Genomic DNA, 21,364 nt, shown 5'->3' with positions numbered 1-21,364 from the left:
CCAACGAAAAAGGGAAGCGTTACCGCTTCCCTTTTTTCTGAATTGGAGCGGGAAAACGGGTTCGAACCGTCGACCTCAACCTTGGCAAGGTTGCGCTCTACCAACTGAGCTATTCCCGCATATCTGTCAAGCTGCGCGCCTCACAGAGCAGACTTGAATTCTAGCGCAGATTTCCGGCACTCCGGACCAAGTCCGGAAAAAATCCACGTCGAAGCGGATCAATGCCCACCCGCACAGCAGCCCGCTCCATGCCGTCGCTTACTTGCCGTCGATGCGGTCCTGCATGCGCTTGGCGCGCTGTTCAGACGGGGGGTGAGAGCTCAGGATGGAGCTGCCGCCACTGCCACCGCTGAGCTTGGCCAGCTTCTGGAACGATGTGACCAGGCCCTGGCGACTCATCTTCTTTTCCGTGAGCAGGTCAAAGGAATAGTCATCAGCCGCCGACTCCTGGGACTGGGAGAACTGGGCGTTGATGAACTTCTCACCCAGATCTCCGGCCTGCGAGCGCGACAGCGAGGCCAGCGCCGAATTGCCGCTATTGGCTGCAATCGAGCGCGCAGCCGATGCCGCATAGGCCGTTTGCATGCGCTTCTTACTATGACCCAGCGCCACATGCCCGATCTCATGGCCAATCACGCCACGCAATTCATCGTCGTTCATCAGATCCATCAGGCCGCTGTAGACGCGAATGCAGCCATTGGCCATGGCCCAGGCATTCACGTCCTGCGTCATATAGACCTTGTAGACGGCTTTTTTCCCATTGACGGCCTGCGGCATGCTGGCAATGACCTTGTTCAGCCGCACCGTGTACTTGCTCTTGGCATCGGCCACCTTGTTCTGCGCATCCATGGCCGCGCAGGAGTCGTTGGACAGCGTGACCACATCGTCATCCGTGAGTGTCATGGCCTTCATGGCCGTGGAGCCCGAATCCAGCAGCCCGCCCACATCAGCGGACTCCATGGTTTTACAACCCGCCAGCACCACGCCGCTGGCAACAATCGCCGTCAATAGCTTGATCTTCATAATCCCTCCCGATGAATGAAGCGCGCATCATATCCACGACCGGCCAATTGAAACCACTGCCAATGGCAAGCCATTTGCACTTTTTTGCAATTTTCCAACCAACTTCCAATAAGCACGCTCGCGGCGAGGATCCAGGCAGAACAATTGGAAACAAAATAATTCACCGAACTGGCAATGAATTACAGAATGGAATTCTCTTCATGTCACAGAAGAACAAGCCCTGAACCACTCGCAGAGTGCCGAAACTTTAGAGAGAGGGAGAGATGGAGCTTGACCGGGCACGGGGCTGGCTCGAACCAGACAGCAAGGACAAGCAATGATCCTGACGCAGAAAAAGAAAAAGGCCCCGAAGGGCCTTTTGAACTGTTTTCGCAATGAATTTTTGGAGGCGCGAACCAGAGTCGAACTGGTCTAACCGGATTTGCAATCCGGGGCATAACCGCTTTGCTATCGCGCCAAGATCACTATCAAACAACTACAGCATTGCTGCAGCTTTTAGAAACTGGAGCGGGAAAACGGGTTCGAACCGTCGACCTCAACCTTGGCAAGGTTGCGCTCTACCAACTGAGCTATTCCCGCAAACATTCAAGCAACTACCCGTCACCTGAATCGAACGTACACAAGGCACATTCAAAACTGGAGCGGGAAAACGGGTTCGAACCGTCGACCTCAACCTTGGCAAGGTTGCGCTCTACCAACTGAGCTATTCCCGCTTGAATCATCCATTCTGGCAGCCAACCGCCACCAGAACCGAACACACCCGAAACGGCATGTTCAAAATCTGGAGCGGGAAAACGGGTTCGAACCGTCGACCTCAACCTTGGCAAGGTTGCGCTCTACCAACTGAGCTATTCCCGCATTTCTATCGAAGCCTGACATTCTACAACGTCGTTTGCTGCGATGGGATGAATTGTAGCGTAGTTCTTGGAGGGTTCAGGAAAAACGCTACATTTTTTCATCTTCAGTGCTTGACTGCAGGCTCCACAGCCTTGGTTTCCGCCGGGGCCACGGCGGCGGCCTCCTCGTCGGACAGAGGCTCTGGCACGCGTTCCAGCGCCACCTTGAGGACCTGGTCGATCCACTTGACGGGGATGATTTCCAGGCCGCTCTTGACGTTGTCGGGGATCTCCTGGAGGTCCTTGACGTTCTCTTCGGGAATCAGCACCGTCTTGATGCCGCCACGCAGGGCAGCCAGCAGCTTTTCCTTGAGGCCGCCGATGGCGGTGACCTCACCGCGCAGCGTGATTTCACCAGTCATGGCGACATCGGCACGCACCGGGATACCCGTCAGCGCAGAGACGAAGGCCGTCGTCATGGCTGCACCCGCGCTGGGGCCGTCCTTGGGGGTTGCGCCATCGGGTACGTGCACGTGGATGTCCTTCTTCTCGAAGGCCTCGTCCTTGATGCCCAGCATGCGCGAGCGGCTGCGCACCACGGTGCGCGCGGCTTCGACCGATTCCTTCATCACGTCGCCCAGCGAGCCGGTGCGCGAGATCACGCCCTTGCCGGGCATGATGGCGGCCTCGATGGTCAGCAGATCGCCGCCGACCTCGGTCCAGGCAAGACCCACGACCTGGCCGATCTGGTTGTTCAGTTCGGCACGGCCATAGGTGTACTTGCGAACACCCAGGTAGTCAGGCAGGTTGTCGGCAGTGACGACGACGGTGGGCTCCAGCTTCTTGAGCTGCAGGCCCTTGACGACCTTGCGGCAGATCTTGGACAGCTCGCGCTCCAGCGAACGCACGCCGGCCTCTCGCGTGTAGTAGCGCACGATGTCGCGGATGGCGGATTCCTCCACCCGCATCTCGCCTTCCTTCACACCGTTGTTGGTGATCTGCTTGGGCAGCAGGTAGCGGATGGCGATGTTGACCTTTTCGTCCTCGGTGTAACCCGACAGGCGGATCACTTCCATGCGGTCCAGCAGCGCGGGCGGGATATTCATGGAGTTGGAGGTCGCCACGAACATCACGTCGCTGAGGTCGAAGTCCACTTCGACGTAGTGATCGCCGAAGGTGTGGTTCTGCTCGGGGTCCAGCACTTCCAGCAGGGCGCTCGACGGATCGCCACGGAAGTCCATGCCGAGCTTGTCGATTTCGTCCAGCAGGAACAGCGGGTTGCGCGTGCCGACCTTGTCCAGGCTTTGCAGCACCTTGCCCGGCATGGCGCCGATGTAGGTGCGGCGGTGGCCGCGGATTTCCGCCTCGTCACGCATGCCGCCCAGCGCCATGCGCACGTACTTGCGGCCCGTGGCCTTGGCGATGGACTGGCCCAGCGAGGTCTTGCCCACGCCCGGAGGTCCGACCAGGCACAGGATGGGCGCCTTGACCTTGTCCACGCGCTGCTGCACAGCAAGATATTCAAGGATGCGGTCCTTGACCTTTTCGAGGCCGAAGTGGTCGGCATTGAGCACCTCCTCGGCATTGGCAAGGTCGTGCTTGATCTTGGTCTTCTTGCTCCAGGGCAGACCCGTGAGCACGTCGATGTAGTTGCGCACCACGGTGGCTTCGGCCGACATGGGCGACATGAGCTTGAGCTTCTTGAGCTCGGCCTCGGCCTTCTTGCGCGCCTCGGCGGGCATGCGGGCCAGCTTGATCTTCTTTTCGATCTCTTCGATGTCGGCGCCGTCTTCGCCCTCGCCCAGTTCCTTCTGGATGGCCTTGACCTGCTCGTTCAGGTAGAAGTCGCGCTGGTTCTTCTCCATCTGGCGCTTGACGCGGCCACGGATGCGCTTGTCGACGTTGAGGATGTCGACCTCACGGTCCAGCTGCTCGAACAGGTTTTCCAGGCGCTCCTTGATGTCCACCAGGTCGAGCACGGCCTGCTTGTTCTCGAGCTTGAGCGGCAGGTGCGCGGCGATGGTGTCGGCCAGGCGGCCGGCATCGTCGATGCTGGCGATGGAGGTGAGGATCTCGGGCGGGATCTTCTTGTTGAGCTTGACGTACTGGTCGAACTGCTGCGTCACGGCGCGGCGCAGGGCTTCGATCTCGCTGGGCTTGTGGGTTTCGGCCTCGGGCGCCACGGGCACGACGGAGCCCACGAAGTGGGTCTCTTCATCCATGACCTGCTTGACCAGCGCGCGCTGCTGGCCTTCGACCAGCACCTTGACCGTGCCGTCGGGCAGCTTGAGCATCTGCAGGATGGTGGACACGCAGCCGACGTCGAACATGTCGGCCGCCGTGGGTTCGTCCTTGGAGGCGGTCTTCTGGGCCACCAGCATGATGCGGCGGTCGCCCTCCATGGCCAGCTCCAGCGCCTTGATGCTCTTGGCGCGGCCCACGAACAGCGGGATCACCATGTGGGGGAACACGACCACATCGCGCAGCGGCAGCAGCGCCAGGTCTAGGGGGGTGGAAGGCAAAGGGGTATGTCCTGACATGGGAATCCTCGGTTTGTCAGCGGAAGATGGTCCGCCCACCGGTGTATTTCAACCCCGCAGCCCGAAAGGATTTCGGGCCACAGGGACTTGCGCTGCCGGACCTTTGCAGGCAGCGGCGCATCAGGCTTTCTTGGCCGCCTCGCGGTAAACCAGCAGCGGTGCTTTTCCGTCTTCGATGGTGGACTCGTCCACCACCACCTTCTCGACATTGTCGGCATTGGGCAGTTCGTACATGGTGCCGATCAGCGATTGCTCCAGGATGGAGCGCAGGCCACGCGCACCCGTCTTGCGCGCCAGCGCCTTGCGGGCGATGGCCTTGAGCGCGGCAGGCCGGATCTCCAGCTCCACGCCTTCCATGGCCAGCAGCTTGCTGTACTGCTTGACCAGGGCGTTCTTGGGCTCGGTCAGGATCTGCACCAGGGCGTCTTCACCCAGTTCAGCCAGGGCCGTGACCACGGGCATGCGGCCGACCAGCTCGGGGATGATGCCGAACTTGATCAGGTCTTCAGGCTCGATCTCCTGGAACACTTCCGAGATGGAGCGCTGCTTCTTGCTCTTGACCGTGGCGCCAAAGCCGATGCCCGACGCCTCGGTACGGTTCTCGATGACCTTCTCCAGGCCCGCGAACGCGCCACCGCAGATGAACAGGATGTTGGTCGTGTCGATCTGCAGGAAGTCCTGGTTCGGATGCTTGCGGCCGCCTTGCGGAGGCACGCTGGCCATGGTGCCTTCGATGAGCTTGAGCAGGGCCTGCTGCACGCCCTCGCCCGACACGTCACGCGTGATGCTGGGGTTGTCGGACTTGCGCGAGATCTTGTCGATCTCGTCGATGTAGACGATGCCGCGCTGCGCACGCTCGACGTCGTATTCGCAGCTTTGCAGCAGCTTCTGGATGATGTTCTCGACGTCCTCGCCCACGTAGCCGGCCTCGGTCAGCGTGGTGGCATCGGCCATGACGAAGGGAACGTTGAGCATGCGTGCCAGCGTCTGCGCCAGCAGCGTCTTGCCGGAGCCCGTGGGACCGATGAGCAGGATGTTGCTCTTGGCCAGCTCAATCTCGTCCTTGCCGGCCTTGTCCTTGTGACGCAGGCGCTTGTAGTGGTTGTATACGGCGACAGCCAGCGTGCGCTTGGGCAGGTCCTGGCCGATCACGTAGTTGTCCAGGTTGGCCTTGATTTCGGCGGGCGTGGGCAGGTCGCCTCGGCCGTCCTTGGCCTCGGTGCTGGGCTGCTCGTCGCGGATGATCTCGTTGCAGAGATCGATGCACTCGTCGCAGATAAAGACTGACGGACCCGCGATCAGCTTCTTGACCTCATGCTGGCTCTTGCCGCAGAAGGTGCAATAAAGGTTTTTTTCGCTGGAGGAGCCTTTTTTCTCGGCCATGGGGTCGGTGCCTTGTTACAGAAATATGGAAAAGGATGATAACCAAATGGAAAGCGGCGTTTTCCGTAGGGGGAAAACGCCGCCCATTCTCATACAGCCTCCGGGCTTCAGGAGCGCTTGTTGATCACCTGATCRACCAGGCCGTAGTCCTTGGCTTCGTCGGCGGACAGGAAGTAGTCGCGCTCGGTGTCGTGCTGGATCTTTTCCAGCGGTTGGCCCGTGCGCTCGGCCAGGATCTTGTTCAGGCGCTCGCGGGTCTTGAGGATCTCGCGGGCGTGGATCTCGATCTCGGTGGCCTGGCCCTGCATGCCGCCCAGCGGCTGGTGGATCATGACCTGGGAATTGGGCAGCGCAAAGCGCTTGCCCTTGGTGCCAGCGGCCAGCAGGAAGGCACCCATGCTGGCTGCAATGCCGGTGCACAGCGTGGACACATCGGGCTTGATGAAGTTCATCGTGTCGAAGATGGCCAGGCCAGCGCTCACGGAGCCGCCGGGGCTGTTGATGTAGAACGAAATGTCCTTGTCGGGGTTTTCGCTTTCAAGGAACAGCAGCTGGGCCACGACGAGGTTGGCCGTCTGGTCATTGACAGGGCCCACCAGGAAGATCACCCGGTCCTTGAGCAGGCGCGAGTAGATGTCGTACGACCGCTCTCCGCGGCCGGACTGTTCGATGACCATTGGGATCATGCCCAAACCCTGAGTTTCCAATGCGCTCATGTTTTCTCCAGTACTAGGGGGCTACTTTAGCCGTATCCGGAAAGAAAATGGGGCTTGTGCGCCAAAGCACAAGCCCCGCAGATGCCAACCCGCCCGCCGATCTCACGAAGCGGCAGGCAGGCGGTGCTCAAACCCTCAGGCCTGGCCCATCAGTTCGTCGAAGGACACGGCCTTGTCGGAGACCTTGGCCTTGCCCAGCACGAACTCGGTCACGTTGTTTTCGATGACAACGGCTTCGACTTCAGCCAGGCGTTGGCGGTCGCCGAAGTACCAGCGTGCCACGTCTTCGGGCTTTTCGTAGCTGGCGGCCAGCTCTTCCACGTGGGCCTTGATCTGCTCGGGGGTGGCGTGCAGCTCGTTGGCGCGCACCAGCTCGGCCACCACCAGGCCCAGGCGCACGCGGCGCTCGGCTTGGGGCAGGAACACGTCTTCAGGGATCTCGGCCTTGTCGGCGTCCTTGATGCCGCGCTGCTGCAGCTCGGCGCGAGCGCCTTCCAGCAGACGGGCGACTTCAGCCTGCACCGAGGCCTTGGGCAGTTCCAGCTCGGCCTTGGACACCAGGGCGTCCATCACGGCCTGCTTGTTGCGGCCCTGGACGCGGAACTTGACTTCACGCTCCAGGTTCTTCTTGATGTCGGCGCGCAGGCCTTCGACCGTGCCTTCAGCCACGCCCAGTGCCTTGGCAAAGGCCTCGTCCACTTCGGGCAGGTTGGCGGCTTCGATCTTCTTGACCGTCACCAGGAAATCGGCGGTCTTGCCGGCCACGTCCTTGCCGTGGTAGTCAGCGGGGAAAGCCAGGGGGAAGGTCTTGGACTCGCCGGCCTTCATGCCGCGCACTGCGTCTTCGAATTCCTTGAGCATCTGGCCTTCGCCGACCAGGAACTGGAAGTCTTCAGCCTTGCCGCCGGAGAAGGTCTCGCCGTCGATCTTGCCTTCGAAGTCCACGGTCACGCGGTCGCCGTCCACGGCCACATCGGCCTGGGCGCGCTGCGCGAAGGTGCGGCGCTGCTTGCGCAGGATGTCCACGGTCTTGTCGATGGCAGCGTCGTCCACTTCGGCCGTCAGCTTCTCGACTTCGGCCGAGGTCAGGTCACCGATCTTGACTTCAGGCATCACTTCGAAGATGGCTTCGAACTGTGCCTCGCCCTCGGGAGCGCCTTCCTTTTCGGAGATGCGGGGCTGGCCGGCCACGCGCAGCTTGGCTTCGTTGACAGCCTGTGCGAAAGCCTCGCCGACCTTGTCGTTGAGCACTTCGTACTGCACCGAATAGCCATAACGCTGGGCCACCACGCTCATCGGCACCTTGCCGGGACGGAAGCCGTCCATCTTCACGGTGCGCGCCACTTGCTTGAGGCGGTTCTCGACTTCGCTCTGGATGGAGTTCAGGGGCAGGCTCAGCGTGATCTTGCGCTCGAGCTTTTCAAGGGTTTCAACAGTAACGGCCATGTTTGTTCCTATGAGGGATTGGACCGTGCCGGCTGCTGTACAGCCCGCACCGTATTGCGCAAAAGTCACGGTGCAACGCGAGCCAAAGCCAGTCGGCCGCGCGGCACCTCAGATTTCAAGGGCTTACATCACATGCGCCTGGCCGCTGGGGACCGCACATGGTTCGCTCAACCCGTGATGTAAGCGAAGCCGGACATTATAAACGAGGCGGTTTTAACCTCCGGACGCACCCACTTGCGGGGAATCCCCCAATCCGTTTGCAAACGGGCCGTCCCTACAGGAAGCGGGCTTGGGCAGTGTTCGCCGCAGTTGAGCGGCGTTGGTGCGTGGTGCGCGGGGGGCGGGTCGTCAACCATTCAAAAACAATCACTTGCCTTCACAGCGCGGGATTCGCGCGGGCCGTTCAAAAGCCTCGAGGTGCACTCTGCACACCCCAGGTCGACATGTACACGACCTGATCAAAACCCCGCTTGCCGTCCTCAATCAGCAGATGAAACAGGGTCACTTCAAATTGAAACATCTGCCCATTCGACCTATACTGTATGTGCATACAGTAGAAAGAAGACGTGATGCAGCACCAGATTGAGACGGTCAGGGACGATGTGGAAAGCGCCAGCGAGCAAGTGGCCGCCATCTGCGAGCTGCTGGCTGCAGCCCGGGGCACGGCCGTGCACGCCTCGGCCATTACCGCATTGCTGCTGCCGGTGTCACGCAAGCTCAGCGCGGCGGCGGGCGACCTGTCCGACCATCTGCATCGCAGCCAGGCAATTGGCAGCAAGCGCAGCTAGCCCAGCCCACCTTCGCCTCGACAAGGCCCCGCCCTGCGGGGCCTTGTCGTTCCTGCACCGGATACGCCGATGGTGTGCCCGGTTTGCGCACAGGCTTCGGCGATTGCCCGGTTGGCGCCCCTGGGCAAACATGGCATTCATCCCCGGCCCGCGCGCCGGACCCGGCATACCGCCTGCCCGGTGCCTCCGTGATCCGGTGGACTGAGGCGTTCCCGGCATCCGCAGCCACATGCATGGCGGGTGCACCAGGAACAGGTCCGCGCGGGCCGGCCCACGAGGAGCTTCAGTGAGTCTTGCCATTCCCTTTCCCGCGCCGGATCAGGCGATACCGCCACCGGCCCGTGCCGCCGCTCCCGCCGACCCTGCATACAGGGAGCGCGACTGATGCAGGCCATCGCCCGTGAATACGAAACGCTGGACGAGCTGTGCATGCGCCAGTTGGGCGCCACGCGCGGCGTGGTGGAAGCCACGCTGGAGCGCAACCCGGGCCTGTCGGCCCACGGGCCCCACCTGCCCGCCGGCCTGGCCGTCGAGCTGACCGAACCCGCCCAGGCACCCAGCCTGCCCTTGATCAGTTTCTGGGATTGACATGGACCGAGAAACCATCGTCAAGACCGCCGCCCTGGAAGGCGCCAAGGCCGCGCCTCCCGTCACCGTCGTGGCCGCTAACGTGGCCAATGGCTGGACCATGACCCATACCGCCACCGCGCTGACCATCGTCTACGTGCTGCTGCAGGCCGTGTATCTGCTGTGGCGCTGGCGCAATGAGCGCGAGGACCGGCGCGCGCGCCAGGCCGAGGACGCTGCGCGCAGGAAGGCATCTTCGACCGCCACAGACACCGGAGCGGCCCCATGAGCACAGCGCGCATGCCAGCGGCAGGCCTGGGCATTGGCGCGGCCATTCTCGCGGCCTGGATTGCCGCAGAAGGCTTCAGCGCAGATCCGATCATCCCGGTTCGCGGCGATGTACCCACCATCGGCCACGGCGCCACGCGCTACGAGGACGGCACGCGCGTGACTCTGGCCGACCCGCCCATCACCCGCGAACGGGCGCGCGAGCTGGCCATCAACCTGCTGGAGCAGCAGTACGGCGCCTGCGTGCGTGATTCGCTGGGCGACACGCGGGTGCACCCGGCCGAGTTCGCCCAGGCGGTGGACTTCGCAGGCCAATACGGCTGCGGGGCCTGGCGCGGCTCCTCGATGCTGACCAGGACACGGGCTGGCGACTACGCCGGCGCCTGCCAGTCCTACCTGTCCTGGCGATTCATGACCAGCAGCCAGCCTTTGCAGGGCTTCAGCCCCTATCGATGGGATGGCGCAGGCCGGCCCACGCGCTGGCGCTTTGACTGCTCTGCACCCGGCAACAAGGTATGCCGCGGCGTGTGGACACGCCAGCAGGCACGCCACGCGGCCTGCATGGAGGCCCAGCCTTGATGGACCGCCTGCAAACCCATGCCTGGCAGCTGCTGGCCCTGCTGCTGGCGGCACTGCTGGTCTGGCAGTCGCTGGCGCGGCTGGGTGCCGAGCGCGATGCGGCGCAGGCACGCACGGATCTGGCGACCGACCGCCAGGCTGCTGCCACCGCCGCGCTGCACGCATCCGAACGCTATCGACAACGGGAAGGAGCCTACCGTGAACGCCTCGACTTTCTTGCACGCGACACGGACCTGGCCCTGGCGCGCGCTGCGGCGGATGCCGATGCTGCCCGCGCTGCTGCTGGCCGGCTGCGCGGCGACCTCGCCGACTACATCACCGCCCACCGTGCCGCCGCCCAGGCTCGCGCCGCTGCCGGACAGTGCGCGCCAGGCACCGGCGCCCTCGATCTGCTCGCCGAGCTGCAGCGCCGCGCTGACGAACGAGCGGGAGCGCTGGCGCGCATTGCTGACGACGCCCGCCACCGAGGCAGCGCCTGCGAGCGCGCCTACGACGCCGGGCTCGCGCTGACCAGCGCCCTGACCAGCACCATGACCCAGGACCCACGCCATGCTCAAGCCCGCTAGCCTGCGCGACGCGCTCGTCGCTGCCCTGCCCCAGCTGCAACAGTCGCCGGGGAACATCCGTTTCACCATCCAGAGGGGCCGTGTGGTCAACACGGGCACGCCGTCCCTTTCCTGGGAATACCGCTACACGCTGAGCCTGGTGATTGCGGACTTCACCGGCAGCATCGATGCCGTGACCGTGCCGCTGCTGGTCTGGGCGCGGCGCCACCAGCCCGACCTGTTCGACCATGCAGAAAGGCGCGAGCAGGCGATCCGCTTCGACATTGCGCCTCCTTCCACGGACCCTGCAGCCGCCTCGCAGCCGCAGCAGCTCGCCATCGAGATCGACCTGGTGGAGGCCGTGCTAGCGCGCCCGCGCGAGGGCAGCCCCGGCGCCTTCGACCTGATCTACAAGCCCGAGCCGCCGGGCCAGCTCGACATTGCGCAGCGCCAGTTGTGGGAGCTGTTCCTGTTCGGCGAGAAGGTGGCCGAGTGGAATTACGACCCGCGCTGAGGCGTGGCCGGGCTGCATGCCGGGCTGCATGTGGCAGCGTGCGCCACGCCCGGCACACGGCGACACGCAAGGGCCCGGCCGGCACCATGAACGCCATGGATTCGCCCGTCGCACAAACCGAGAGCCCGTACGAGATCATCCGCCGCCTGGAGGGGCTGATCCGCACGGGCACCATCGCCGCAGTCCGCCATGCGCGCCCTGCGCGCTGCCGCGTCAAGACCGGCAACCTGACCACCAACTGGATTCCCTGGCTGGCCCTGCGCGCCGCAGGCGAGAACGCCAGCGTCTGGTGGCCGCCTGCCGTGGGCGAGCAGTGCGTGCTGCTGTCGCCCGGCGGCGACCTGCTGGGCGCCGTGGCGCTGACCGGCATCTACAGCAGTGCCGCAGCCCAGCCCAGCGACCGCGAAGGGGTGTGCCACACGCAGTGGAGCCCCACTGATTTCATGGAGCACGACAGCACCACGGGCCGTCTCAACATCAACGTGGCCCACGGCATCACGCTGCGCGTGGGCAACTCGGTGATCAGCATCGACGAGCAAGGCATCAGCCTGCAGGCCGGCGGCGGTTCGGCCACCGTCAATGCGCAGGGCCTGGCCGGCGCGCCCGATGTGACCACCGGCCCCATCAGCCTGCTGCGCCATCGACATGGCGGCGTCAGGGCAGGCGACGCCATCACGCAGGGGCCGCTATGAACCGCCATACAGGCCGCCGCATCGAGGGCATGGAGCATCTGCGCCAGAGCGTGGCCGACATCCTGTCCACGCCCATCGGCTCCCGCGTGATGCGCCGCGACTATGGATCGCTGGTCCCGGCGCTGCTGGACCAGCCCGACAACAACGCCACCCAGGCGCGCCTGCGCGCCGCCGTGGCCAGCGCGCTGATGCGCTGGGAGCCGCGCATCCGGCTGACGCGCATCGTGATCGAGCGCGATCCGGCCGCACCCGGGCGCGCCGACCTGACGCTGATCGGCACCTTCAACAACACGCGCCGCCCGGCCCCGCTGAGCCTGCAGATGCCCATCGCCCGCACCCTTTCATGAAGCAAGACATGACCCCTGCACTGGACGCCCTGCCGCCGCCCGGCGTCGTCGAGACGCTGGATTTCGAGCGCATCCTCGACGCCCACCGCGCCGATCTGCTGGCGCGCCACCCCGAGGCCGCCGAGGTCCTGGCGCTGGAGAGCGAGCCGCTCAACAAGCTGCTGGAGGCGCACGCCTATCGCGAGCTGCTGTACCGGGCGCGCGTCAACGATGCCGCGCGTGCGCACCTGATTGCGTTCGCCCAGGGCTCGGACCTGGACCACAAGGGCGCCTTCTATGACGTGGCCCGACTGCCCGGGGAAAGCGACGACCGCTACCGCCAGCGCATCCTGCTGCGCGTGCGCGCGCTGGCCGGCAGCGGCACGGCCGAGCACTACGAGCACCTGGCCATGACGGCCAGCGCCAATGTGCACAGCGCCATCGCCACGCAGCCCCAGCCCGGCCGCGTGAGCGTGCAGCTGTGGCTGGTCGAGCCCGCACAGGCCGAAGAGACCCTGGCCATCGTGCTGTCGGCCCTCAATGCGCCAGGCGCGCGGCCGCTGGGCGTGCCCGTGTCGGTATCGCTGGCGCGCCCGCACCCCATCGACATCACGGCGCACCTGCTGCGCGAGCCAGGTGCGCCCGTGGACATCGTGGCGCGCCTGCAGGCCGGCCTGGCCGCCCAGATCGCCGCCTACGCGCTGCTGGGCCGCGATGTGCCGCGCTCGTGGATCACCACGCGCCTGCATGTGGACGGCATTGCCCGCGTCACCTACCCCGACGCACAGGCCCCGGCCGAGCTCACGCCGCTGGCCGCCGACGAATACCCGGTGCTGGGCCGAGTGCAGCTGGTGGACGAGGGCCTGCAGGCATGAGCACCGCCGCCATCGTCCCGACGGCGCCCCGCCGCCACGTGCTGCCGCCCAACGCCACGGCGCTGGAGAAGGCCGTGGACCAGGTCGTCCCGAATTGGGACGGCCTGGCCGGCGCCTTTCCCGCGCCGGCCCATGGCGAGCCTGCGGCCTTTCTGCCCTGGCTGGCGGCCGAATGGGGCATTGCCCAGTTCGACCGCTACTTTGACGATGTGCCCGCCATCATCGCCAACGGCCTGCCCTGGCTGCGCGAGCGCGGCACGGCCGCTTCCATGCAGCGCGCGCTGGGCTGGCTGGGCTATGACGGCGCGCAGCTCGACGAGGACGGTGCCTGGCTGCACCTGGACCTGGGCCGCATCATCGGCGACGCAGAGCTGGCCAGCGTGGCCCATGTGGTGCGCGCCAGCCTGCCGGCGCATGTGCGCTTTTACCGCGTCTTCCACGGCCACGACCTGCGCCCGCTGCGGCTGGACCACGGCCCGGGCCTGGACGCCGGCATGCTGGACAACGACAGCGGCACCTGGATCGATGTGTCGCCATATGGCGAACCCGTCAAGCTCAGCCAGGGCCTGCCCCGCCGCACCGGCACCGAGGCACCGCCTTCGGACGGCGTGCTCACGGCCCAGCTGTTCCGCGTCACCACCATCGCCACCTATGCCGACCGCATGCTGCTCGATGCCTGGACGTTGGACAGCGAGATCCTGATCGACGCCAGCCTGGGCATCACCGAAGTCAACGCCACCACCACGGGCGAGCCCGCCTACTACGCGCCGCTGCGGCCCATTCCCGCCCAGGCCATGGCCACCCACAGCGCCTGGACGGCGCCCGCTCCGCTGGCCCTGGCCAGCCTGCACCCCTGGGCCAGCACCGAGCGCCCGCACGACAACACCCGTACCTGGACCGGACGCTGGGACAGCACGCCCTGGCGCCGATCCTTCGAAACCCGCACCACCACCACCGAAGAACCCGAGGAACCCTGAACATGGCAGTTCTGCAGCAAGCGGGCCGCATCGCCCTCGCCAAGGCCGTCGCCGCCCAGACCATCCACATCGCCTGGGGCCGCGGCCTGCCCGCCTGGGACGCCGCGCCCGAGCCCGAACCCATCACCGCCAACGCCCTGGTCGACGAAATCGGCCGCCGCCTGGTCACCGAGGTGCGCTTTGCGCGGCCCGACGACAACGGCGAGATCGAGCTGCCCAGCGGCGCGCGCTACAGCGTCAGCGACACCCCCACCACCTTCGTCTACCTGCGCGCGGCCTTCGGCTTCGACGACGCCAAGGGCGAGGACGTGCGCGAGATGGGCGTGTTCTTCGGCACCCAGGTCGCCACCGACGTGCCGCCCGGCCAGCGCTGGGTGCTGGCCAGCCAGCTGACCGGCAAGGGCGAGCTGTACACGCTGGAGCGCCGCCCCCGGATCCTGCGCAGCGGCAGCGTGCGCCAGGTCGAAGAAATCATCCTCCCCTTCTGAACGGCACCCCATGAGCCAGACCAAGATCTACGACCGCTTCGACGCCGGCAAGCGCTACGACAGGCTGCAGTTCGCGGCCGACCGCGTGCTGCAATCGGCCGAACTCAACGAGCTGCAGAGCATGCAGCAGCACCGCCTGCGCGGCATCACCGATGTGCTGTTCAAGGAGGGCGACATCGTCCGCGGCTGCCAGTGCATCACCTCCGCCGACACGGGTGCCACCACCATCGAGGCCGGCGCGCTCTACGTGGCCGGTGCCGTGCGCGGCATCACGCCGGGTACGCTCACCGTGGCCACCGTGGGCACGGTCTATGTGGGCGCCTACCTGCAGACCGACACCGTCACCGAGCTGCAGGACCCCGAGCTGCTCAACCCCGCCGCCGGCACGCGCGGCTATGGCGAGCCCGGGGCGCTGCGCGAGCGCGTGACCCTGGTCTGGGGTGCGCAGGGTGACGGCACGGCCGGCACCTTCTATCCCGTGTGGACCATCATCGACGGCTCCGTCATGCCCAAGGAGCCGCCGCCCAACATCGACGCCGTCACCCAGGCCCTGGCCCGCTATGACCGCGACAGCGCGGGCGGCACCTACGTGGTGCGCGGCCTGGACGTGATCATGGGCGAGGACCTGGCCACCGGCCAGCAGGTCTACACCGTGCGCGAGGGCGCCGCCCGCGTCAACGGCCATCCGCTGGAACTGGGTGCCAGCCGCCGCCTGGTCTACGAGGCCAAGCCCGACCTGTTCTTCGTGGACAGCGAGCCCCACACCTCGGCCGGCACGGCCGCCCAGCGCATCCGCTTCGACCGCCAGCCCGCTGTCGGCACACCCCAGGTGCGCGTGCAGGCGCGCAAGACCGTCACGCTCACGCACGGCGGCTTCACGGGCGCGGCCGACCCGCTGCCCGACAACGCCGTGCTGGCCGTGGACAGCGTGGTCCAGGCCGGCACCACCTACGTGCAGGGCACGGACTGGAAGCTGGTCGGCGGCCAGATCGACTGGAGCCCTTCAGGCGCCGAGCCCGTTCCCGGCAGCACCTACCAGGTCACCTACCAGTACATGCTCAACGCCACGCCCACGGCCGTGGACTCCACGGGCTTCACCGTGGAAGGCGCGCTCAAGGACACCCTGGTGCTGGTCAGCTACCACTACGCGCTGCGCCGCTACGACCGCCTGGTGCTCAACAGCGAAGGCCAGCTGCAGTGGGTGCCCGGCGTGCCCGCCGCGTGGTCGCCCAAGGTGCCGGCCGCACCCAGCGGCACCCTGGCCCTGGCCTCGGTCTACCAAAGCTGGGACAGCAACCGCCGCGTGGACCAGGACGCCGTGCGCGTCGTGCCCATGCAGACCCTCAAGGCCTACCAGGACCACATCCAGACCATCTACGCCGACCTGGCCGAGCTGCGGCTGTCGGTGGACGTGTCGGGGCGGCACAGCGGGGTCAAGAAGGGGTTGTTTGCGGATCCGATGCTGGACAACGGCCTGCGCGATGCGGGGCGCAGCCAGAGCGCCCATATCCTGGGCGGACAGCTGCAGTTGCCCATGAACGCCGCGCTGCACCAGATCGGCACCGACATCACCGCTCCCCAGACCACGCCCTACCAGCCTGTGGTCGTGCTCGACCAGTTGGGCCGAACCGGCTCCATGCTGGTCAATCCCTATGGCGCCTTCGATGTGCTGCCCAGCGCAGCCACCCTGACGCCGGCCGTGGACTACTGGACCGATGTGCAGACCCAATGGGCCAACCCCATCATCCTGCGCCTGACGCCCAGCCAGGCGCGTCCTTCGGAAACCGAAAAGCTGCTGTCCGAATCCACCAAGGCACTGGAGAAGCTGCGCCAGATCGATGTGCAGTTCTGGCTGGATTTTCCGGTGGGCGAAACCCTCACCGAGCTGATCTTCGACGGCATTCCCGTCACGCCCCAGCCCCTGACGGGCGGCACGCTCGTGGCCACGGCGCAGGGACTCAAAGGCACGTTCAAGATCCCGGCGGGCGTGCCCTCGGGCACCAAGAGCGTGCACTTCACGGGACGCGCCGGCAGCCATGCCGAAGCCGTCTTCACGGGCCAGGGCCAGTTGCTCGAGCGCAGCGTGGCCAAGATCACGGTCCAGCTCTACGACCCGCTGGCGCAGACCTTCACCCTGGGCACCACGCGCGAGATCTGCGGCACGCGCCTGTGGTTCGCCGCGGCGGGCGACAAGGATGTGCAGGTGCAACTGCGTGAAGTCACCAGCGGCGTGCCTTCGCGCAGCATCCTGGCCGAATGCGTGCTCAAGCCGGCCCAGATCAACGCCGACATCGCCGCAGCCAAGCCCACGCAGGCGCAATGGGCGCCGGTGCTGCTGGAGTCGGGCGTGGAATACGCCATCGTCGTGCTGACCAACGACGCCACCACCGCCCTGGCCGTGGCCGAGCTGGGCGGCTGGGACGCGGCGCGCGCGCAGTGGGTCACCAGCCAGCCCTACAGCGTGGGCGTGCTGCTGTCCAGCAGTAATGCCAGCACCTGGACGCCCCACCAGACACGCGACATGACCTTCGAACTGCTGGCGGCCGAACACACGGCCACCACGCGCACCATCGAGCTGGGCAGCATCGCCGTGCAGGACGCCACCGACCTCATGGTCCAGGCCGGCGCCATGCTGCCCGCAGCCGACGCACAACTGGTCTTCGCCATGCAGCTGGAAGACGGCAGCACGCTGGAGGCCGCACCAGGCCAGGCCGTGCAGCTGGCCAGCCGCTACAGCGGCAACGTGGCCGTGCGCGCCAAACTTTCGGGCAACACCAACCACGCAGCCCACCTGCTGCCCGGCATGCAGCTGGTAGCCGGTAGCCTGCAGGCCACGGGCGACTACATCAGCCCCGCCATCAACGCCGGCAGCAACGTCACGCTCAACGTGGTGGCCGAGGCCGTGCTGCCCGCCGGCAGCGCCCTGGCCGTGCAGATGCAGGCCGAAGGCAGCAGCGCCTGGACCAACGTGCCCTACCTGAGCACCAGCCCCCAGACCGCAGGCGTGCTGGAGCTGAGCTACCGCCTCACCGGCATCAGCGCCGAGCGCCTGCGTGTCCGCCTGGTCCTCACGGGCAGCCACGGCGCCCGTCCCCAGGTCACCAACCTGCGAGCCATCGTGATATGACATTGCACGACGACAAGACAGCGCAGGGCTGGCCCCTGCCCCACCCCGACAACCGCCTGGAAGACGACGTGCTGCGCCTGCGCCAGGCCGTGCAGGACGTGGACCAGGCGCTGACCGCAGCGCGCCAGCTCATCGACACCAAGGCCAGTTCCCAGGGCGTGCAGGACGCAATGGACGTGGTGGCTCACCGCATAGAGCAACTGGAGACCGCCGTCCAGTCGCTGAGCACCGGCAAGGTGGCCAGCGTCAACGGCGTGGCCGGCGTCAACGTCAAGCTCAACCCCGAGCACCTCGCGCTGGGCCCGGCCAACGGCGCCACCAGCGAAAGCTTCGGCTACGACGCCCAGGGCCGCATCAGCAGCATCACGCGCAGCGTCAACGGCTTCAGCGCCACCACCGCCGTCAGCTACGACGGCGCCGGCCGCGTCTCCCAGCAGCAGACCAGCTACCGCGGGCGCGTGCGCACGGAAACCTATGCCTACGACGCCGCCACGGGGCGGGTGTCGGGGGTGAATGCGACGGAGGTACAGGGATGAGTTTCGACGCAGTCAACTACGCCGAGTTGCGCCGGCTGGCCGACAGCGTGCAGCAGGCCGCTCAGAAGGTGGACTCCGGCCGCAATGAAGCCGCGGGACACAAGGCCGAAGTACTGGCCGCCATGTCCGGCAAGCTCAAGTTCACAGAGTTCCGGAGCAGCGGCTACTTCTACCCTTCGGCCAAGCTACTGGCCAACGGCGGCCAGGTATTCATACTGGCCGTTGGCGGCGGGCAAGGCGGAGCCCGTGGGGGATACAGCGGCAACAGCGGAGGCGCCGGTGGAGCGGTGCGCTTCGAGATTGGCGGCGTCGGCGGCCCTACCAGCGTAGTCATCGGCGCAGGAGGAAGCGGACAGACTGCAGCCTATATGAGCCAGGCCGCCAATGGTGGAGACACCTCGTTCGGAAACCTGCTGGCCATGGGCGGGCGTCAGTTCAAAAGTCCCACAGGTGTCGGCGACCCGTCCCCGCGCGGCTCGGCTGCCGGCCGCTCTTTCGGCGTCAGTGGATATGGTGGCCCCGGCGGCGCAGGAGGATTCGGCAGCTCGGGAACAGGCAATGCTACCCAGCCGGGCGCCGATGGTGTGATCGGCGGACTGGCTATGGGCAATAGCTCGACCGGGGACTACGGAAACGTCGTGCCCGGAGATCCCGGCTACAGCGGTGGCGGCGCCGGAGGCACGGGCGTCGCCGGCAGCGCGACACGGGGAGGCCACGCCGCACCCAACTCCGGCGGAGGCGGAGGAGGCGGCGGTTCGTCCGGGATCGGTCAGCATGCCGATGGCGGCAATGGCGGAAGCGGCTTTGTACGCGTCTGGTGGTACGAATGAATAAGCAGGACCTGCATTTCGCACTGATCAAGGCCGACCGCGTGCACAACATCATCGTTGCGGACGAGGAATTCATCGCCGAGTTGCAGACGCGCCAGCCATCACTGTGGGACAGCATCGAGCCAGTGGCAGGCGACTGCGCGATCGGCTCCGTCAGAACAGGCACAGGCTGGCAGATCTCCACCGAAGATCAAGCGCCTGCGCCCACAAACACACCCATAACCGAACCCGACGAATCGGCCGCAGGGCGCGTGTCGGCGGTCAATGCCACGGAGGTACAGGGATGAGTTTCGATCCCATCACGAATGCAGGCGTCAAGGCGCTGCAGGGTCAGGTCAACACGGTGCAGGCGCAGACGACTGCGCTGACGACGAAGCTAGCGCAGATCGAGAGTACGTTGGCCGGTTTGGGGACGGCCGCTGCGCGAAAGCCGCTCAGGGTAACCATCTACACCTGGGGCGCCGGCACGCATACGTTTCTGCCCGAGAGCAGCTACCAATATGTCTGGTTGATAGGTGCCGGGGGCGCCGGAGCTGTTGGCTACTCGTACTCCAACACAAGAATGCGCATCGGAACGGGTGGAGGTGCTGGCGACGAACTCTATCGGCGAATCACTCTCACAGGAAGTGCGACCTACGAAGTTGGCGCAGGCAGTTCGGGGCGCGGAGGCAATACAAGACTCGGGCAGCTCTCAGTGGACGGGGGGCCTCCAGGCCAGACCGGTGATTTCGACTTTCCAGCCTATCCGACCACGCAATCGACGCGGCGAGGCCATGGCATAACACCCGGCAATGTGGGAGCACAGGCTGGGGGCTCTTCCAGCATGGGAGTTGGGGGCGTCTGCGGCAACAACACCGTCGATGCTACGTATCCCACGGGATACGGCGCAGGAGGAGGCGGAAGCTACCCTACCCGCGCGGCGACCCCTGGTGCTGGTGGCTACATTCGCATCGAGGAGTATTGACCATGGAACGCTATGCAAAAGTCATCGAAGCGGTGGTAGACAACATCGTGCTTTCCGAGACTGTTCTACCGGATTGGATCCCGTGTGGCGACGCCTCTCCAGGCTGGCTGCATGACGCCAACACGGGCCTGTTCACCCCTCCGCCCACGGCGGTGTCCACTTCTGCCACACGCCACATCACCCCCCTGGCACTGCGCCGCCGCTTCACCCTCGCCGAACGCTCGGCTATCGAATGGGCCGCCGTGGACCGTTCCGACACCAGCGAGAAGCAGCGCAAGGATGCCGCCATGCTGCGCGCCTGCCTGAAGGATCAGGAGCAGGCTGGATTCATCGACCTGGACGATGCGGATGTGGCCGCCGGCATGCGGCTTATCGAGGACCTGCAACTGATCGCACCAGGCCGCGCAAGCGAGATCCTCGGGGCACCCGTCCAGCCCGGCGAACGCCCCTGACATATCCACCTGCAAAAGCCCCGGCGCCCGTTGAGTAGCCGGGGCTTTTCCTTTCCTGGTCGGCACCCCGAACCAGCGCCAAACCAAGCCTCTGTGCAGCCCTCCGGCACAGCCAAGGTCGCTGGCGCCCATGCCCATGCCGCGAGAACATCAATGCAACCCGGGCACAGCGCCAGCGGCCGTGCAGGCGGCAGGCGCCAAGCCCTGCAAGGACAACCAGGCCGCCTTCGCTGCATGAACTTCAGCATGACACAAACCATCACTGTCGATCCCGCCAACACCGCAGCTTGCGCGAAGGTGCCTGCATGAGCCTGGATGCCGTCATCAGTGCCGATCTGGTGAAGACGCGAGCGGAGATTGCTGCGTTGAGCAGTGCCGTGGCAAGTGCACGCAGCGAGATTGCAGGCTTGAACAGTCAGGTCAGCAACAGCAGTGTTCTAAAGAGCTTGCAGAGACTTCGCGTTCAGCCTAGCGGCAGTGCGCCTTACTACTCAGACGTTGCTATCGCGGCCATCAACCCTCAGAAAACCACAGTACTAATAAGGCAGGTGAATCCAAATGTCAGTGCAATGGTCTTCGATTGCGAGATCCTGAGTCCAACAGTGCTCCGCTGCTGGAACTACTTAATGGGCTCCGACTACAAAATCTACAGCGCAGGAGTGATAGATATCCAAGTGGTGGAGTTCAAGTAATGCCCCACCACTACGCCCAGCTCACCCCCGCCGGCGTGGCCTTCGCCATCACGGAAACGCACGCCGAGCTCAACGCCCCCGACCTGCTCCCCCTGCCCCGCTACGACACCTCGGTGCTCGGCCGCCGCTGGACCGGCACGCACTGGGAAGACGTGGCGCAGGCCTTGCCTGACGAACAGG

General features: G+C 65.6%; 23 protein-coding genes, 5 tRNA genes and 1 pseudogene. 19 read left to right on the top strand and 10 right to left on the bottom strand.

The window, feature by feature from the left end:
• Positions 1–43: 43 nt before the first annotated feature.
• From GRX31_RS25880 to tig, 10 genes are all read right to left on the bottom strand, one after another.
• Positions 44–119: transfer RNA gene (locus GRX31_RS25880), tRNA-Gly, on the bottom strand.
• Between the two features lie 139 nt (positions 120–258).
• Positions 259–1,023, bottom strand: a complete 765-nt coding sequence (locus GRX31_RS25875) for a M48 family metalloprotease (protein WP_016445158.1) — start codon at positions 1,021–1,023, stop codon at positions 259–261.
• Between the two features lie 383 nt (positions 1,024–1,406).
• Positions 1,407–1,480 (bottom strand) — tRNA-Cys (locus tag GRX31_RS25870).
• A gap of 46 nt (positions 1,481–1,526) precedes the next feature.
• Positions 1,527–1,602: transfer RNA gene (locus GRX31_RS25865), tRNA-Gly, on the bottom strand.
• 58 nt (positions 1,603–1,660) lie between these two features.
• Positions 1,661–1,736: transfer RNA gene (locus tag GRX31_RS25860), tRNA-Gly, on the bottom strand.
• A 69-nt stretch (positions 1,737–1,805) separates the two neighbouring features.
• Positions 1,806–1,881, bottom strand: a tRNA-Gly gene (locus GRX31_RS25855).
• 103 nt (positions 1,882–1,984) lie between these two features.
• Positions 1,985–4,399, bottom strand: coding sequence for an endopeptidase La (gene lon / locus GRX31_RS25850; protein WP_016445089.1), 2,415 nt, complete (start codon positions 4,397–4,399; stop codon positions 1,985–1,987).
• Positions 4,400–4,519: 120 nt separating this feature from the next.
• Positions 4,520–5,782: an ATP-dependent Clp protease ATP-binding subunit ClpX gene (gene clpX, locus GRX31_RS25845; protein WP_012204530.1), complete on the bottom strand. Its 1,263-nt coding sequence runs from the start codon at positions 5,780–5,782 to the stop codon at positions 4,520–4,522.
• 107 nt (positions 5,783–5,889) lie between these two features.
• Complete coding sequence (clpP, locus tag GRX31_RS25840; protein ID WP_016445088.1) at positions 5,890–6,498, bottom strand: ATP-dependent Clp endopeptidase proteolytic subunit ClpP; 609 nt, start codon at positions 6,496–6,498, stop codon at positions 5,890–5,892.
• A 135-nt stretch (positions 6,499–6,633) separates the two neighbouring features.
• Entirely contained in the window at positions 6,634–7,944 is a 1,311-nt protein-coding gene (tig, locus tag GRX31_RS25835; RefSeq protein ID WP_016445087.1) for a trigger factor, read from the bottom strand.
• A gap of 569 nt (positions 7,945–8,513) precedes the next feature.
• Here tig and GRX31_RS25830 point away from each other — a divergent pair.
• The 19 genes and pseudogenes from GRX31_RS25830 to GRX31_RS25740 form a co-directional block, all read left to right on the top strand.
• The gene (locus GRX31_RS25830) at positions 8,514–8,732 is read left to right on the top strand and encodes a hypothetical protein (RefSeq protein WP_016445086.1); all 219 of its coding nucleotides are present in this window, start codon (positions 8,514–8,516) and stop codon (positions 8,730–8,732) included.
• A 384-nt stretch (positions 8,733–9,116) separates the two neighbouring features.
• Positions 9,117–9,320: a tail protein X gene (locus GRX31_RS25825; RefSeq protein ID WP_016445085.1), complete on the top strand. Its 204-nt coding sequence runs from the start codon at positions 9,117–9,119 to the stop codon at positions 9,318–9,320.
• 1 nt (position 9,321) lies between these two features.
• A complete protein-coding gene (locus GRX31_RS25820; RefSeq protein WP_016445084.1) occupies positions 9,322–9,588 on the top strand; it encodes a hypothetical protein in 267 nt (88 codons plus the stop codon).
• Positions 9,585–10,166: a glycoside hydrolase family protein gene (locus GRX31_RS25815; protein WP_160855537.1), complete on the top strand. Its 582-nt coding sequence runs from the start codon at positions 9,585–9,587 to the stop codon at positions 10,164–10,166. Before GRX31_RS25820 ends, GRX31_RS25815 begins: the two co-directional genes overlap by 4 nt.
• Positions 10,166–10,732, top strand: coding sequence for a DUF2514 family protein (locus tag GRX31_RS25810; RefSeq protein ID WP_160855535.1), 567 nt, complete (start codon positions 10,166–10,168; stop codon positions 10,730–10,732). Before GRX31_RS25815 ends, GRX31_RS25810 begins: the two co-directional genes overlap by 1 nt.
• On the top strand, positions 10,716–11,225 hold the full coding sequence (locus GRX31_RS25805; RefSeq protein WP_046239913.1) for a phage tail protein: 510 nt from the start codon (positions 10,716–10,718) through the stop codon (positions 11,223–11,225). Before GRX31_RS25810 ends, GRX31_RS25805 begins: the two co-directional genes overlap by 17 nt.
• 95 nt (positions 11,226–11,320) lie before the next feature.
• Positions 11,321–11,917 (top strand): phage baseplate assembly protein V, encoded by a 597-nt coding sequence (locus GRX31_RS25800; RefSeq protein ID WP_202396721.1) that lies wholly within the window; start codon positions 11,321–11,323, stop codon positions 11,915–11,917.
• Positions 11,914–12,264 (top strand): GPW/gp25 family protein, encoded by a 351-nt coding sequence (locus GRX31_RS25795; RefSeq protein ID WP_016445079.1) that lies wholly within the window; start codon positions 11,914–11,916, stop codon positions 12,262–12,264. Before GRX31_RS25800 ends, GRX31_RS25795 begins: the two co-directional genes overlap by 4 nt.
• 8 nt (positions 12,265–12,272) lie before the next feature.
• On the top strand, positions 12,273–13,118 hold the full coding sequence (locus tag GRX31_RS25790; protein WP_236884674.1) for a baseplate assembly protein: 846 nt from the start codon (positions 12,273–12,275) through the stop codon (positions 13,116–13,118).
• Complete coding sequence (locus GRX31_RS25785) at positions 13,115–14,095, top strand: phage tail protein (protein ID WP_160855533.1); 981 nt, start codon at positions 13,115–13,117, stop codon at positions 14,093–14,095. The genes GRX31_RS25790 and GRX31_RS25785 overlap by 4 nt, the downstream gene beginning before the upstream one ends.
• A gap of 2 nt (positions 14,096–14,097) precedes the next feature.
• Positions 14,098–14,583, top strand: a complete 486-nt coding sequence (locus tag GRX31_RS25780; RefSeq protein WP_012204516.1) for a hypothetical protein — start codon at positions 14,098–14,100, stop codon at positions 14,581–14,583.
• A gap of 10 nt (positions 14,584–14,593) precedes the next feature.
• Positions 14,594–17,710, top strand: coding sequence for a DUF4815 domain-containing protein (locus GRX31_RS25775; protein WP_074923275.1), 3,117 nt, complete (start codon positions 14,594–14,596; stop codon positions 17,708–17,710).
• Positions 17,707–18,246: a hypothetical protein gene (locus tag GRX31_RS25770; protein WP_047327083.1), complete on the top strand. Its 540-nt coding sequence runs from the start codon at positions 17,707–17,709 to the stop codon at positions 18,244–18,246. Before GRX31_RS25775 ends, GRX31_RS25770 begins: the two co-directional genes overlap by 4 nt.
• A complete protein-coding gene (locus GRX31_RS25765; RefSeq protein WP_160855531.1) occupies positions 18,243–19,076 on the top strand; it encodes a glycine-rich domain-containing protein in 834 nt (277 codons plus the stop codon). The genes GRX31_RS25770 and GRX31_RS25765 overlap by 4 nt, the downstream gene beginning before the upstream one ends.
• Complete coding sequence (locus tag GRX31_RS25760) at positions 19,073–19,363, top strand: hypothetical protein (RefSeq protein WP_160855529.1); 291 nt, start codon at positions 19,073–19,075, stop codon at positions 19,361–19,363. Before GRX31_RS25765 ends, GRX31_RS25760 begins: the two co-directional genes overlap by 4 nt.
• Complete coding sequence (locus GRX31_RS25755; RefSeq protein ID WP_160855527.1) at positions 19,360–20,040, top strand: hypothetical protein; 681 nt, start codon at positions 19,360–19,362, stop codon at positions 20,038–20,040. The genes GRX31_RS25760 and GRX31_RS25755 overlap by 4 nt, the downstream gene beginning before the upstream one ends.
• Before the next feature lie 2 nt (positions 20,041–20,042).
• Positions 20,043–20,492: a hypothetical protein gene (locus tag GRX31_RS30660; protein WP_202396720.1), complete on the top strand. Its 450-nt coding sequence runs from the start codon at positions 20,043–20,045 to the stop codon at positions 20,490–20,492.
• A 305-nt stretch (positions 20,493–20,797) separates the two neighbouring features.
• Entirely contained in the window at positions 20,798–21,184 is a 387-nt protein-coding gene (locus tag GRX31_RS25745) for a hypothetical protein (RefSeq protein WP_160855525.1), read from the top strand.
• Positions 21,184–21,364 (top strand): annotated as a pseudogene (locus tag GRX31_RS25740) (hypothetical protein); the annotation flags it as partial. The gene GRX31_RS25745 and the pseudogene GRX31_RS25740, both read left to right, overlap by 1 nt.

Origin of the sequence: Delftia sp. CH05 (genome assembly GCF_009827015.1) — a bacterium.
Lineage (GTDB): Bacteria > Pseudomonadota > Gammaproteobacteria > Burkholderiales > Burkholderiaceae_C > Comamonas > Comamonas tsuruhatensis.
This window is presented reverse-complemented; position numbering and strand designations above follow the sequence as displayed.

Excerpts from the sequence above, each read along its gene's own strand:
- GRX31_RS25875 (WP_016445158.1), bottom strand. The coding sequence starts at position 1,023 with ATGAAGATCAAGCTATTGACGGCGATTGTTGCCAGCGGCGTGGTGCTG.
- lon (WP_016445089.1), bottom strand. The coding sequence starts at position 4,399 with ATGTCAGGACATACCCCTTTGCCTTCCACCCCCCTAGACCTGGCGCTG.
- clpX (WP_012204530.1), bottom strand. The coding sequence starts at position 5,782 with ATGGCCGAGAAAAAAGGCTCCTCCAGCGAAAAAAACCTTTATTGCACC.
- tig (WP_016445087.1), bottom strand. The coding sequence starts at position 7,944 with ATGGCCGTTACTGTTGAAACCCTTGAAAAGCTCGAGCGCAAGATCACG.
- GRX31_RS25830 (WP_016445086.1), top strand. The coding sequence starts at position 8,514 with ATGCAGCACCAGATTGAGACGGTCAGGGACGATGTGGAAAGCGCCAGC.
- GRX31_RS25825 (WP_016445085.1), top strand. The coding sequence starts at position 9,117 with ATGCAGGCCATCGCCCGTGAATACGAAACGCTGGACGAGCTGTGCATG.
- GRX31_RS25820 (WP_016445084.1), top strand. The coding sequence starts at position 9,322 with ATGGACCGAGAAACCATCGTCAAGACCGCCGCCCTGGAAGGCGCCAAG.
- GRX31_RS25815 (WP_160855537.1), top strand. The coding sequence starts at position 9,585 with ATGAGCACAGCGCGCATGCCAGCGGCAGGCCTGGGCATTGGCGCGGCC.
- GRX31_RS25810 (WP_160855535.1), top strand. The coding sequence starts at position 10,166 with ATGGACCGCCTGCAAACCCATGCCTGGCAGCTGCTGGCCCTGCTGCTG.
- GRX31_RS25805 (WP_046239913.1), top strand. The coding sequence starts at position 10,716 with ATGCTCAAGCCCGCTAGCCTGCGCGACGCGCTCGTCGCTGCCCTGCCC.
- GRX31_RS25800 (WP_202396721.1), top strand. The coding sequence starts at position 11,321 with ATGGATTCGCCCGTCGCACAAACCGAGAGCCCGTACGAGATCATCCGC.
- GRX31_RS25795 (WP_016445079.1), top strand. The coding sequence starts at position 11,914 with ATGAACCGCCATACAGGCCGCCGCATCGAGGGCATGGAGCATCTGCGC.
- GRX31_RS25790 (WP_236884674.1), top strand. The coding sequence starts at position 12,273 with ATGACCCCTGCACTGGACGCCCTGCCGCCGCCCGGCGTCGTCGAGACG.
- GRX31_RS25785 (WP_160855533.1), top strand. The coding sequence starts at position 13,115 with ATGAGCACCGCCGCCATCGTCCCGACGGCGCCCCGCCGCCACGTGCTG.
- GRX31_RS25780 (WP_012204516.1), top strand. The coding sequence starts at position 14,098 with ATGGCAGTTCTGCAGCAAGCGGGCCGCATCGCCCTCGCCAAGGCCGTC.
- GRX31_RS25775 (WP_074923275.1), top strand. The coding sequence starts at position 14,594 with ATGAGCCAGACCAAGATCTACGACCGCTTCGACGCCGGCAAGCGCTAC.
- GRX31_RS25770 (WP_047327083.1), top strand. The coding sequence starts at position 17,707 with ATGACATTGCACGACGACAAGACAGCGCAGGGCTGGCCCCTGCCCCAC.
- GRX31_RS25765 (WP_160855531.1), top strand. The coding sequence starts at position 18,243 with ATGAGTTTCGACGCAGTCAACTACGCCGAGTTGCGCCGGCTGGCCGAC.
- GRX31_RS25760 (WP_160855529.1), top strand. The coding sequence starts at position 19,073 with ATGAATAAGCAGGACCTGCATTTCGCACTGATCAAGGCCGACCGCGTG.
- GRX31_RS25755 (WP_160855527.1), top strand. The coding sequence starts at position 19,360 with ATGAGTTTCGATCCCATCACGAATGCAGGCGTCAAGGCGCTGCAGGGT.
- GRX31_RS30660 (WP_202396720.1), top strand. The coding sequence starts at position 20,043 with ATGGAACGCTATGCAAAAGTCATCGAAGCGGTGGTAGACAACATCGTG.
- GRX31_RS25745 (WP_160855525.1), top strand. The coding sequence starts at position 20,798 with ATGAGCCTGGATGCCGTCATCAGTGCCGATCTGGTGAAGACGCGAGCG.